Annotated in this window: 12 protein-coding genes; 8 read left to right on the top strand and 4 right to left on the bottom strand. The window is 71.9% G+C overall.

The window, feature by feature from the left end:
• Positions 1 to 6 precede the first annotated feature (6 nt).
• Positions 7 to 654 carry a hypothetical protein gene (locus tag ACOJUI_RS02010; RefSeq protein WP_422116443.1) on the bottom strand — a complete coding sequence of 216 codons (648 nt, stop codon included), beginning with the start codon at positions 652 to 654 and terminating at the stop codon, positions 7 to 9.
• Between the two features lie 147 nt (positions 655 to 801).
• Here ACOJUI_RS02010 and ACOJUI_RS02005 point away from each other — a divergent pair, with 147 nt between their 5' ends.
• The gene (locus tag ACOJUI_RS02005; RefSeq protein ID WP_422116442.1) at positions 802 to 2,223 is read left to right on the top strand and encodes an ABC transporter substrate-binding protein; all 1,422 of its coding nucleotides are present in this window, start codon (positions 802 to 804) and stop codon (positions 2,221 to 2,223) included.
• Positions 2,224 to 2,232: 9 nt separating this feature from the next.
• On the opposite strand, the gene ACOJUI_RS02000 is transcribed toward ACOJUI_RS02005, so the two are convergent.
• Positions 2,233 to 2,877 (bottom strand): dihydrofolate reductase family protein, encoded by a 645-nt coding sequence (locus ACOJUI_RS02000; protein WP_422116441.1) that lies wholly within the window; start codon positions 2,875 to 2,877, stop codon positions 2,233 to 2,235.
• Between the two features lie 161 nt (positions 2,878 to 3,038).
• Positions 3,039 to 3,920 (bottom strand): manganese catalase family protein, encoded by an 882-nt coding sequence (locus ACOJUI_RS01995; RefSeq protein ID WP_422116440.1) that lies wholly within the window; start codon positions 3,918 to 3,920, stop codon positions 3,039 to 3,041.
• Positions 3,921 to 4,257: 337 nt separating this feature from the next.
• Between ACOJUI_RS01995 and ACOJUI_RS01990 the strand changes: the two genes are divergently transcribed.
• A complete protein-coding gene (locus ACOJUI_RS01990) occupies positions 4,258 to 4,713 on the top strand; it encodes a DUF2243 domain-containing protein (protein WP_422116439.1) in 456 nt (151 codons plus the stop codon).
• A 4-nt stretch (positions 4,714 to 4,717) separates the two neighbouring features.
• Positions 4,718 to 5,560: a cytochrome c oxidase assembly protein gene (locus ACOJUI_RS01985; protein WP_422116438.1), complete on the top strand. Its 843-nt coding sequence runs from the start codon at positions 4,718 to 4,720 to the stop codon at positions 5,558 to 5,560.
• Between the two features lie 19 nt (positions 5,561 to 5,579).
• Here the strand turns inward: ACOJUI_RS01985 and ACOJUI_RS01980 are convergent, their stop codons facing one another.
• Entirely contained in the window at positions 5,580 to 6,611 is a 1,032-nt protein-coding gene (locus ACOJUI_RS01980; protein WP_422116437.1) for an aldo/keto reductase, read from the bottom strand.
• A gap of 285 nt (positions 6,612 to 6,896) precedes the next feature.
• Between ACOJUI_RS01980 and ACOJUI_RS01975 the strand changes: the two genes are divergently transcribed.
• The 5 genes from ACOJUI_RS01975 to ACOJUI_RS01955 all read left to right on the top strand — a co-directional run bounded on the left by ACOJUI_RS01975 (position 6,897) and on the right by ACOJUI_RS01955 (position 12,506).
• Positions 6,897 to 7,925 carry a LacI family DNA-binding transcriptional regulator gene (locus ACOJUI_RS01975; RefSeq protein WP_422116436.1) on the top strand — a complete coding sequence of 343 codons (1,029 nt, stop codon included), beginning with the start codon at positions 6,897 to 6,899 and terminating at the stop codon, positions 7,923 to 7,925.
• A gap of 216 nt (positions 7,926 to 8,141) precedes the next feature.
• Complete coding sequence (locus ACOJUI_RS01970) at positions 8,142 to 9,458, top strand: ABC transporter substrate-binding protein (RefSeq protein ID WP_422116435.1); 1,317 nt, start codon at positions 8,142 to 8,144, stop codon at positions 9,456 to 9,458.
• 21 nt (positions 9,459 to 9,479) lie between these two features.
• Positions 9,480 to 10,451: a carbohydrate ABC transporter permease gene (locus ACOJUI_RS01965; protein WP_422116434.1), complete on the top strand. Its 972-nt coding sequence runs from the start codon at positions 9,480 to 9,482 to the stop codon at positions 10,449 to 10,451.
• Positions 10,444 to 11,283, top strand: a complete 840-nt coding sequence (locus tag ACOJUI_RS01960) for a carbohydrate ABC transporter permease (protein WP_422116433.1) — start codon at positions 10,444 to 10,446, stop codon at positions 11,281 to 11,283. The genes ACOJUI_RS01965 and ACOJUI_RS01960 overlap by 8 nt, the downstream gene beginning before the upstream one ends.
• 107 nt (positions 11,284 to 11,390) lie before the next feature.
• Positions 11,391 to 12,506, top strand: a complete 1,116-nt coding sequence (locus ACOJUI_RS01955) for a Gfo/Idh/MocA family protein (protein ID WP_422116432.1) — start codon at positions 11,391 to 11,393, stop codon at positions 12,504 to 12,506.
• The last annotated feature ends 42 nt before the right edge of the window (positions 12,507 to 12,548 follow it).

The following is a 12,548-nucleotide window of genomic DNA, read 5'->3' as shown; positions in this document are numbered from 1 at the left end:
GGCCGCTCAGCGGACCCTGAACCGGTCCGAGGTGCCCGCTCCCAGCAGCGCCGTCACCGCGAACGCGATCCACGCTCCGATCACGCCGACGCCGGCGGTGAGCACCACGTCCATGAGCCGGACGAGGGTCATGTCCACCCCGGCAAGGAGGAGCTGGTACCGGACGAGGCCGGGGATCAGCGCGCCGATGACCAGGACATAGGTCAGCGGATGCCGGCGGCGCACGATCAGCCACCCGAGCAGTGCTGACGCGAGCGCCGCGTACCCGGGGCTGAGCACCGACCACAGAGCGGGAGGGCCGGCGAGCAGACCACTCGTCAGGCGCAGGGCCATCAGCCCTGACGCGGCCCCCACCGCCCCGAGGGCCAGCACCGAAGCCAGCACTGCCCGCACCGGTGAGGTGGGCGCGACGGCGAGACCGCCGACCAGCAGGGTCATGCCGACCAGCAGCTGGAGGATGCTCTGGAGGGCCCACATCGGGTCCAGCGCATGGATCAGCGGCGTCACGTCCCAGGACAGCAGCTGGTAGACACCCAGCGGCACGGCCACCGCGGCGATCCCGTAGCGCGTTCCGCGGCGGTACTGGGCCCGATCGACGGCTGCGTCGGGGCGAGGCCGGCCGGGCGCAGGGGGCGGGTGGGCCGTGTCGGTCATGTCGTCTCCCGGGCGCGGGCGGGCTGGTGACACCACAGTAGGCACGGAGGGTCGGCGCGGTCCACACTGGACAGCGCTCTCCGAACCTGCCTATGCTCCCCGGATCCTGCAGTCACCGAGGCCACCGACGTTCTCGAAGGACATCCCATGCTCACTGCACCGCACTCCCCCGTCCGCTCCCTCGGCCATGGCTCCGCCATCTCCCGGCACCGCTGCCCCTCGAGCCTTCACCCGCGACCGTTCCCCGGCGTCCTGCGCGTCGGCCCGACCGGCACCCGCCGCCCCGCGTCCTCCCGGCCCGGCCGCCGCACCGTGCTCGCCGGCGGACTCGCCTCCTCGCTGCTGCTCGCGGCCTGCGGCCCGTCCGCGAGTCAGGCGGAGACCTCGAACGCCGTGAGCTTCACCTTCTGGGGCCCGGCGTTCTACCAGGACTTCACCGCGCAGATGGTGGAGGCGTTCACCGCGCAGGCCCCGGAGGCCGAGGTCTCGCTGCAGCCCTCCGAGTGGGACGGGTACTGGGACAAGCTCGCCACCCAGGTCGCCGGCGGCACCCCGCCGGACGTCATCAACATGGACGGCAAGTACATCGCCGAGTACGGCGGGCGCGGGGTGCTCGCCGACCTCGAGTCCCTGCCGGATCTGGACCTGTCGGGCCTGGACCCCGCGGACCTCGACGCGGGCCGCGTGGACGGCGTGCTGACCGGGGTCTCCACCGGCTCCAATGCCTGGGTGGTGGTGGGGAACCCCGCCGTCTTCGAGCAGGCCGGGGTGGACCTTCCGGACGACACCACCTGGACCTGGGAGGACTTCCACGCCCTCGCGCGGAGCATCAGCGAGTCCGGCGTCGCGACCGGCACGACCGGCGGGGCGAGCTACGCGGACCTGACGATCTATCTGCGTCAGAAGGGCGAGGACCTGTGGGGGCCCGACGGCATGGGCTGCACGCCCGAGTCGCTGGCCGAGTGGTACCAGCTCTACCTCGACCTGCAGGAGAGCGGCGCCACCCTCGGCCCCGACGCCGCCGTCGAGGACAGCGCGGTCGCCCTCGAGCAGCAGGCCTTCTCCACCGGCCGCTCGGCCATGAGCTGGACCTGGACCAACCAGCTGCAGTCGGTGCGCGACGCGGTGGGCTCGCAGGACGTGGTGATGCTGCGGCCGCCGTCGCTCGCGGGCGCGGCCGCGGAGAACGGCCTGTTCAAGAAGGCGAGCATGTTCTGGTCGGTCGCCGCCAGGTCCGAGAACCAGGCACTGGCCGCCCAGCTGGTGAACTTCCTGGTCAACGCCCCGGAGGCGCAGGCGATCCAGCTGCTGAACCGGGGCGTGCCCTCGAACCCCGAGGCGATCGAGGCGATGGGCGACAAGCTGACCGAGACCGACCGGGACGTCGTGGACTTCCTGACCGCGATCACCCCGGAGCTCGCCGAGGCGCCGGCCGTGCAGCCGATGGGCACCGCGGACTCCCAGAACACCTTCACCCGTCTGCTGACCGAGGTGCGGTTCGGGACGATGTCGCCGATGGAGGCGGCCGAGGCGACGATCGCGGAGGTCGATGGGATGGTGCAGGGCTGAGGCCCCCGCTCAGCCGTCCAGCCGGGTGATCTCCTGGCCGTCCTCCAGCACGTACTCACCGCTGCGGAACGGCGCCGGGGCGGCGACCAGGTGCACCGCGCCGCTGGCGAGGGTGCGGCTCTCGCGCACCTGAAGTCCGCGCGGCGGCGCATCCTCGGCGAAGAGCCGTTTGCCGGCCCCCACGGTCACCGGGAAGATCAGCAGGCGGTACTCGTCGACCATCCCGGCGGCGTGCAGCGCCGCGGCGAGACGGGCGCTGCCGTGGACCTGCAGCTCCCCCTCGCCGCGGGCGGCCAGGGCGGCGATCGCGGGCAGCGGGTCGGCGCTGTCGATCACGGCGGTCCCGTCCCAGTCCGGCGCGTACCCGGCGTGGGCGACCACGTGGCGCCTGCCGTGGTTGATCGAGCGGGTGACCGGGTCATCGCTGCGGACCTGTGGCCAGTAGGCGCGGAACATCTCGAAGGTGGTGCGGCCCAGCAGCAGCTCGTGCGGGACGAGGAACCAGGAGGAGACCACCTCCCCGAAGTCCTCGTCGGCGGTGTACGGCACCTGCCAGCCGCCGGCGGTGAAGCCCCCGGAGGGGTCCTCCTCCGGCGAGCCCGGTGACTGCATCACTCCGTCGAGGGTCAGGAAGGCGTTCACCGTCAGTCGCATGGTCGGTCCTCTCCAGCGCGGGGCGACCAGTCTCCTCCGCCGGCGCGGCGATGTCACGACGTTTCGCGCCCTCGCTCCCGCCCCGGGGGACGGGCAGGGCCCCGGCCCGCTCCGCCATGGCGGCGGCGCGGCCCGGGGCCCGTGCACTCAGCGGCCGCTGGTCACTGCTTCTTGAGCTTGTCCTTCGCCGAGCCGGTGACCTTCTCGACCAGGTTCGACTTGTCGGTGGTGCCGTACAGGCGCGGGTCCGGGCGGGTGGGACCGGGCATCGGGGCCGACGTGGTCGGGCCGTCGTGGTAGCTGAACTCGCCGTGCCCGTCGGGGGTGGGGCCGGAGGCCCAGGAGCCCTCGGCGGCGGTCGGGCCGTCGGAGAAGTTCAGGTACTGGTAGGAGACCTCGCGGTGCTCCTTCTTGATCGGGAAGTTGCTCGGGGTGGGCATCTCCTCCAGTCCGTCCGCCTGCAGCTCGCGCACCGCGGCGGTCCACTGGTTCTGGTGCATGGTGTCCCGGGCCAGCAGGAACGACAGCATGTCCCGCACACCGTGGTCATCGGTCATGTGGTAGAGCCGGGCGACCTGGATGCGGCCCTGCATCTCCGCGTTCACGTTGGCCGTGAAGTCGGCGAGCATGTTGCCGCTGGCGGTGATGTAGGACCCGCTCCAGGGGTTGCCCATGCTGTCCACGGGCCGGGCACCGGCGCCCGCGACGATCGCGTGCTGCACATCGGTGCCGCCGACGATGGCCGCGATGGTGGGGTCGGACTGGACGGCCTCGTCGGTGATGCCCATGGGGGACTTCTCGAGCAGCTGGGCGATCATCGTCGCGAGCATCTCGACGTGCCCCATCTCCTCCGCGCCGATCCCGTAGAGCAGATCGCGGTACTTGCCGGGGATGTGGGAGTTCCAGGCCTGGAACCCGTACTGCATGGCGACGGTGATCTCGCCGTACTGGCCGCCGAGCACCTCCTGCAGCTTGCGGGCGAAGACGGCGTCCGGCTGGTCAGGGGTGGACTTGAACTGGAGCTCTTGCTTGTGGAAGAACATCGGTGATTTTCCTCTGGTCCGTGACGGGTGGAAGCACGCCGTGGGCGATCCGCGCGAAGCGCGTCGTCGACGGAGCGACGGGCGGGGCACTCGCCTCGACCGGAGCACCCCGGGGCCCGGCGGCGGATCCGCGGAGGACCGTGCCGCCGAGTCCTGCGGCGATCGCCGGAGGGCGTCGCCGCTGTCACCGTAAGCAGGTCCCACGCAGATGACCAAGACATCGACCGAGTGGATTGCTCCCTGCGCGGACCCGGCGGGCGGCGCCGCCCGCCCTTGCCCCGCAGCGCGGATCCGGTTCATGCTGAGCCCCACCCGGCTGCGAGGAAGGTGAGGGGCGATGACTCCCGGAACGTCACGGTCGGCGCACGCGCGCACCCTCGCCTCGGGCCTTCTGTTCGGCGCCGGCATCGCCGCCTCCATGATCGACCTGTTCATCTTCCACCTGGTCCTGCGGTGGCACCACTTCTACGACCTGTCCACCCCGGAGGTGGCGCGCACCGTCGACGGGTTCTTCCATGCGCTGGGCTGGTTCATCACGGTGTGGGGGCTGTTCCTGCTGGCCGACGTCCGCCGCCGGGGCGAGGTCGCCTGGCTGCGCTGGACGGGCGCCGTGATCACCGGGCTCGGCGCCTTCCAGCTGCTGGACGGGGTGGTCAACCACAAGCTCCTGCGCATCCACCAGATCCGCTACGGCGTGGACCTGCTGGTCTACGACGTGGTGTGGATCGGCGGCTCGCTCCTCGCGCTCGCCCTCGGGGGGCTGCTGCTGTGGCGGTCGCGGCGGGCGGGCTGAGCCGGTGCTCGAGCTCCTGAGCGGGCACGACCACGGCGCCGGCACCGGGCTGCTGCCGGGCTCGCGCTGGCTGCTGCTGGAGTGGGGGTGGATCGCCGCGCTGCTCGCCCTCGCCCTCGCCTACGCGGACGGCCTGTGGTGGGCGCGGGACCGCAGCCCCTGGCCGCGCCACCGCACGGTGTGCTGGTACCTGGGGCTGCTCGCCGCGGCGGCCGCGGTCGCCGGGCCGCTCGCGAGCGCCGCGCACAGCAGCTTCATGGCGCACATGGTGGGGCATCTGCTGCTGGGCATGATCGCTCCGCTGCTGCTGGTGGCGGCCGCCCCGATCAGCCTCGCCCTGCGGGCCCTGCCGGTCGGCGCGGCCCGCTCCCTGACCGGCCTGCTGGGCTCCCCGCCGCTGCGGCTGCTCAGCCATCCGGTGGTGGCGGCCGCGCTGAACGGGGGCGGGCTGTGGCTGCTGTACGCCACGCCCCTGTTCGCCCTCATGCACGGCTCGCCGTTGCTGCACGGGATCGTCCACGTCCACATCCTCGCCGCGGGCGCCCTGATGACGGCCTCGCTGATCGGCGTGGACCCCCAGCCCCATCGGGCCTCGATGGCAGTGCGCTCGGTGGTGCTGATCGGCTTCATCGCCGCCCACGCGATCCTCGCCCAGCGCCTGTACGCCCATCCCCCGCCGGGCGTGGAGGCGGCTGACGCCCGGATCGGCGCCCAGCTCATGTACTACGGCGGGGACGCGGTGGACGTGCTGCTGATCGTGCTGCTGTTCGCCGGCTGGTACCGCGCCACCCGCCCCCGCCGGCCGCGCACCCCGCGGCCGGTGGCGGCCGGCCCCGGGGTGCGGTGAGGGAGCGGGCGGGGCGCTGCTACTGCCCCTGCACCAAACCCCGGTGGCGCTGCCGGATCCCCGCCGGGCCGTACGGGTAGTCGTCCAGCTGCGGTGCGCTGATCTCCGTCAGCCGCGCCAACTCCTCGCTGCTGAGCTGGAGGTCCGCGGCAGCCATGTTGTCGCGGAGCTGGTCGAGGGTGCGGGCACCGATGATCACCGAGGTCACGGCCGGCTGGGCGGCCAGCCAGGCGAGCGCGACCTGCGAGGGCGTCGCGTCATGCGCCTCCGCGATCTCCCGGACCGCGTCCAGGGTGGTCCAGGTGCGCTCGTCGGCGTTGCGCTTCTCCCAGGCCTCCATGCCGCGCTGCGGGTTCTCCCCCAGCCGGGTCGCGCCCGTCGGCGGCACATCGCGCTCGTACTTCCCGCTCAGCCAGCCGCCGGCCAGCGGCGACCAGGGCAGCAGGCCGATCCCGGCGTCCAGCGAGGCCGGCACGATCTCGTGCTCGATGTCGCGCACCAGCAGGTTGTACTGGGGCTGCAGGGTGACCGGCGCCGGCCAGCCGTGCTGCTGCGCGAGGTGGACGGCCTTGGTGAGCTGCCAGCCCAGGTAGTTGGAGAAGCCGTAGTAGGAGATCTTCCCGGCCGCCACGGCCTCGGCGAGGAAGCCGAGGGTCTCCTCCAGCGGGGTCAAGGCGTCCCAGGCGTGCATCTGGTACAGGTCGATGTGGTCCACCCCGAGGCGGCGCAGCGAGGCGTCCAGGGCCCGGCGCAGGTGACGGCGGGACAGGCCCACGTCGTTGGGGCCCTCACCCATGGAGGCGCGGCCCTTGGTGGCGATCACCACCTGCTCGGCCTCGGTGGGGTGCTCGGCCAGCCAGCGGCCGATGATCTCCTCGGAGGTGCCGCGGCTGTACACGTCGGCCGTGTCCAGCATGTTCCCGCCGCCCTCGACGAAGGCGGTGATGATCTCGTGCGAGGCGGCCTCGTCCGACTCCTTGCCGAAGGTCATCGTGCCCAGCGTCTGCACGGAGACCGAGGTCCCGCTGCGGCCCAACAGCCGGTGTTCCATGTTCTCTCCCTTGATGATCGGAACTCCCGCAGCCGGCCGCGGAGGCGGCCGCGTGCTGCGGGTGGTCGGGCACGACTATCCCCACCCCGGGCCACCGCGTCCACAGGTCGCGCTGAACTCGCGGCGGATCCGACCGGGCGGTCCGGCGCCGCGACCGCCCGCCCCGCGGCCGCCCGTGCCGGACCGCCACTTATCATGGGCGCACCCGATCACTCCGCCCGCCCGCCGCCGCGCGCCGCGATGATCCCCCGCTCGGCCCCGTCGCCGACCGACCCGGAAGCCCCCATGCCACGGAAGTCCCCGCGCCCGACCGTCGCCACCATCGCTCGCGACCTCGGCATCTCGGCGGCGACCGTGAGCTACGCGCTGAACGACAAGCCCGGTGTCAGCGCCGCACTGCGGGAGCGCGTGGTCGAGCACGCCCGCGCGGTGGGCTGGACCCCTCACTCCGGGGCGCAGGCGCTGCGCCGCGGACGCAGCGGCAACATCGGCCTGGTGCTGGTGCGGGACCCGGAGGAGATGTCGCGCGAGCCGTTCTACGCCGCCGTCACCGCCGGCATCGAATCGGCCACCTCCTCCCACGGCTACGAGCTGCTGGTGCGGTTCGTGCGGGAAGGCCCGGATGCGGAGGTCGAGGTGTTCCGCACCTGGTCGCATCAGCGCCGCGTCGACGGGGTCGTGCTGCTGGACCTGGCCGAGGACGACCACCGACCCGCCGTGCTCGAATCCCTCGGCGTGGACTTCGCGGTGCTCGGCCACTACTGCGGCCCCGAGGACTTCGTGAAGGTCACCACCGCCGAGGCCGAGGACTCCCGCACCGTCGTCGCGCACATCCTCGAGCACGGCTACGACGGCTGCATCCAGCTCACCGGGCCAGCGGACTACACCCATGAGCGGCGACGGCTGAGCATGCTGCAGCAGCTGTGCCGCGAGCACGGCATCCCCCACACCCATGCCGTCGGCGCCTACACGATCGACGCCGGGATCGCGGCCTTCGAGCAGGCCGACCTGCGCATCAGCCCGCGCCCGGCGATCATCGCCTCGAGCGACCTGCTCGCCATCGGTGCGCTGCGCGCGGCGCACGCGCGAGGTCTCGCGGTGCCCACCGACCTCGGCGTGCTGAGCTGGGACGACTCGCTGATCGCGGAGGTCACCTCACCGGCGGTCACCGCCCTGTCCCGCCGCCCCTTCGCCATGGGCCGCAGCGCCGGCGACCTGCTCGTGCAGCGGATCGAGGGCCGGATCCCGGGCGGCAGCGTGCTGGAGAACGCGCCGGCCGTGCTCGTGCCCCGGCAGTCCACCAGCACCGCCTGACCCTCCCGCCGCGCCCGGCGGCGCGCGGGCGAGGCCGCGGCGCGAACCGTGACCGCGTCGTGACATCCCGTCGTTGACACCCGCCGCGCGGCCGCGCCATACTCCCCGAATCGATTAAGTCCCTATCGATGCTGCAACGGCGTCACCTCCTCCTGGCCGGCGCCATCCCTCCGTTCCGCAACCCTCACCGACGACGGTTCACCTAGGAGCCCCCCGATGCGACGCCGCACCCTTCTCACCGCAGCCCCCCTCGCCGCCGCCACCGCCGCCGGGCTCGCCGCCTGCGGATCCGACTCCGGATCCGGCTCCGGCGGATCCGACGGCGGCTCCGGCTCGCTGACCTACTGGGCCTCCAACCAGGGCACCAGCCTCGAGCACGACAAGGAGGTGCTCACCCCGGTGCTCGAGCGGTTCGCCGAGGAGTCCGGCATCCAGGTGTCCCTCGAGGTCATCGGCTGGAACGACCTCCAGACCCGCATCCAGACCGCGATCACCTCCGGTCAGGGACCCGACGTGGTCAACATCGGCAACACCTGGGGCGTGAGCCTCCAGGCCACCGGCGGTCTGCTGGAGCTGGGCGACGCGGAGTTCGAGGCCCTCGGCGGCCGCGAGCGCTTCGTCCCGGCGGCGCTGGCCACCGGCGGCGCCGAGGGCACCGACCCCGCCTCGATCCCGCTGTACGGGCTGGCCTACGGCATGTACTACAACATCCAGATGTTCGCCGACGCGGGCCTCGAGCCGCCCACCACCTGGGAGGAGATGGTCGATGCCGCCAAGCAGCTCACCGACCCCGCCGCCGGCGTCTACGGCATGTCCCTCGCCGCGGGCTCCTACACCGAGAACAACCACTTCGCGTTCATCAACGCCATCCAGAACGGCGCCTCCCTGAACACCGAGGACGGCAAGCCCTCCTTCACCGAGGACGGCGTGGTCGACGGCATCCTGCGCTACCTGGACCTGATGCAGGAGCACAAGGTCGTCAACCCCTCCAACGCCCAGTTCGACAACGGCACCATGTCCGTCACCGCCTTCGCCAACGGCGAGGCCGCGCTGATCATCAACCAGAACAACGCCAATGCGACCATCGAGGCCAACGGCATGACCCCGGACCAGTTCGCGGCCGTCCCGTTCCCCGCCCCGGCGGACGCCCCCAGCGACTGCGCCTCGCACCTGGCCGGCATCAACCTCGCCATCATGAACACCACCGAGAACGTCGACGGCGCCCTCCAGTTCCTGAACTACATGACCAGCCCGGAGACGCAGGCGGAGCTGGGCAAGCCCTTCTCCGCCCTGCCGGTGCTGGTCGACGCCGAGCCGACCTTCACCGAGGACGCCGAGCAGGCGGAGATGTTCATGCAGGTCTACGCCGAGCGTGCGGAGCCGCTGCCGCTGGTGCCGTGGGAGGACCAGTTCGAGACGTCCGTGGGCCAGGCGATGAACGACATGTTCGCCACCATCGCCACCGGCGGCACCGTCACCCGCGAGGACGTCATGACGGCCATGCAGACCGCCCAGGACTCGATCCGCGCCTGAGGCGCCGCGGAGAGCAGACCCATGACCAGCCTCAGAGCCCGGGAGGACACGACCACGCCGCGGTCGCAGCCGCCGGCGCGGCGCCGCCCGCACCACCACTGGTTCCCGTACCTGATCATCGCCCCCGCCGTGCTGCTGGAGCTGCTGATCCACATCGTCCCGATGGCCACCGGGTTCTGGATGAGCTTCGTCGAGCTCACCAAGTTCTTCATCCGCCGCTGGACGGAGGCCCCCTTCGTGGGGCTGGAGAACTACCAGATCGCGGTGGACCTCAACACGCCCGTCGGCCAGGAGCTGCTGAACTCCTTCGTGGTGACCGTCGCGTTCACCGCGCTGGTGGTGGGCCTCAGCTGGGGACTGGGGATGGCCGCCGCGGTCGCCCTGCAGCGGCCCTTCCGGGGCCGGGGCGTCTTCCGCACGCTGTTCCTCATCCCCTACGCCCTGCCGCTGTACGCCGCGGTGATCACCTGGAACTTCATGCTCCAGCGCGACACCGGCGTCGTGAACCACATCCTGGTGGACCAGCTGGGCCTGCTCGAGGAGGCCCCGTTCTGGCTGATCGGCGACAACGCCTTCATCTCGGTGGTGGTGGTGGCGCTGTGGCGGATGTGGCCCTTCGCCTTCCTCATGTTCATGGCCGGGCTGCAGTCGATCCCGGCGGAGCTGTACGAGGCCGGGGCGATGGACGGCGCCTCCCCGCTGCGGCAGTGGCGCTCGATCACCCTGCCCACCCTCGCCCCCGTGAACCACACGCTGCTGCTGGTGATGTTCCTGTGGGTGTTCAACGACTTCAACACCCCCTACGTGCTGTTCGGGACCGCGCAGCCACCGGCCGGTGACCTCATCAGCTTCCACATCTACAACTCCTCGTTCCTGTCCTGGGACTTCGGGGTGGGCAGCGCGATGAGCGTGCTGCTGCTGCTGTTCCTGCTGGCGGTCTCGCTGGTGTACCTGTACTTCACCCAATGGCGGACGGAGAAGGACCATGCGTGAGACCGTCGGCGAGAAGATCTTCCGCGTCGTGGTGCTCACCGGCCTCAGCGTGTTCGTGCTGGTGCCGCTGTACGTCATGGTGACCACCTCGATCAAGCCGCTGGGCGATGTGCAGGCGGGGTTCTCCTGGATCCCCGAGCGCGTCACGATCGAGCCGTTCATCGAGATGTGGTCGACGGTGCCGCTGGCCCGCTACTTCATGAACTCGCTGATCGTCACCACCGCCGCGACCGTGCTCAGCGTGACGGTGGCGATCTTCGCCGCCTACGCCGTCTCCCGCTGGCGCTTCCGCGGCCGCGGCCCGTTCATGACCACCGTGCTGTCCACGCAGATGTTCCCCGGCGTGCTGTTCCTGCTGCCGCTGTACCTGATCTTCGTGAACATCGACGCGGCCTTCGGGGTGCCCCTGGTGGGCACCCGCATCGGGCTGATCATCACCTACCTGACCTTCTCGCTGCCGTTCTCCATCTGGATGCTGGCCGGGTACTTCGACGGCATCCCCCAGGAGCTCGACCAGGCCGGCAAGGTCGACGGCGCCGGGAACCTCACCATCCTGCTGCGGATCATCCTGCCGGCGGCCCGTCCGGGCATCGTCGCCGTCGCGATCTACGCCTTCATGACGGCCTGGGGCGAGGTGCTGTTCGCCTCCGTGCTGACCACGGAGGAGACCCGCACCCTGGCCGTGGGTCTGCGGCAGTACGCCACCCAGACCAACGTCTACTGGAACCAGGTGCTGGCCGCCTCCCTCGCGGTGAGCATCCCGGTGGTCGTCGGCTTCCTGGCGATGCAGAAGAACTTCGTCGCCGGCCTCACCGCCGGCGCCGTGAAGTGAGCGCCGCGGGGGCCTCACCGGCGCGGTGACCTGCCGTCGCCGCGCCGCCATCCCGCCCCTTGGGCGTCCCGGTCCCGGGGCGCCCCCACCTACGAGAGAATCCCTCTATGACCTCCCAGCACACGACCGGCCCCGTCGGCGTCGGCATCATCGGCGCCGGCACCATCTCCGCCGAGTACCTCACCCACCTCACCTCCTTCCCGGACATCGCCGTCCACATCGTCGGCGACCTGTTCCCCGAGGCGGCTGCCGCCCGCGCCGCGGAGTTCTCGGTCCCCGCCTCCGGCACCGCGCAGGACGTGCTGGACCATCCCGAGGTGGAGATCGTGGTCAACCTGACCATCCCCACCGCCCACGCCGAGGTCTCCCGCGCCATCGTCGCCGCCGGCAAGCACGTGTGGACCGAGAAGCCGATCACCACCGATCCGGCCGACGCCGCCGCCCTGCTCGAGGCCGCGGCCGCGGCCGGGGTGCGCGTGGGCGGCGCGCCCGACACCGTGCTCGGCGCCGGCATCCAGACCGGACTGCGCACCCTGCGCGACGGCGGCATCGGCACCCCGGCCAGCGCGCTGACCCTGTTCCAGTCCCCCGGCCCCGAGAGCTGGCACCCGAACCCCGCGTTCCTGTTCCAGGAGGGCGCCGGGCCGCTGTACGACATCGCCCCGTACTACGTCACCACGCTGGTGCTGGCCCTGGGCCCCGTCGTCGGCGTCTCCGCCGTCGGCTCGCGCGCCCGCGAGCAGCGCACCATCGGCTCCGGCCCCAAGGCCGGGGAGGTCTTCGACGTCACCGTGCCCACCCAGGTCGCGGCGCTGCTGCGCTTCGCCTCCGGCCAGAACGCCACCGTGCTGCTGAGCTTCGACTCCCCGCACACCCGCACCGGCTTCGTGGAGATCTACGGCACCGAAGGCACCCTCGCCTTCCCCGACCCCAACGTCTTCGACGGCGACTCGGCGCTGACCGAGTACCGCGGGGAGACGGCCACGCCGGTGCCCGCCTCCGGCGCCACCACCGGGCGCGGCCTCGGCGTGCTGGAGATGGCCCGGGCGCTGCGCGCCGGGGTGCCCCATCGCGCCCAGGGCGAGATCGCCGCGCACGTCCTGGACATCATGGTCGGGATCGAGACCGCGATCGGGACCGGAGCCACCGTCGAGGTGACCTCCTCCGTCGCCGAGGTCGAGCCGATGCCGGCCGACTTCGACCCCTTCGCCGCGACGCTCTGAGCCCGGGCGGGCGGAGGGGACCGGTCCCCTCCGCCCGCCGGC

Origin of the sequence: Brachybacterium sp. UNK5269 (assembly GCF_049266655.1) — a bacterium.
In the GTDB taxonomy this organism is placed as follows: domain Bacteria; phylum Actinomycetota; class Actinomycetes; order Actinomycetales; family Dermabacteraceae; genus Brachybacterium.
The sequence above is the reverse complement of the archived record's forward strand: the minus strand, read 5'-3'. Positions and strand labels throughout refer to the sequence as shown.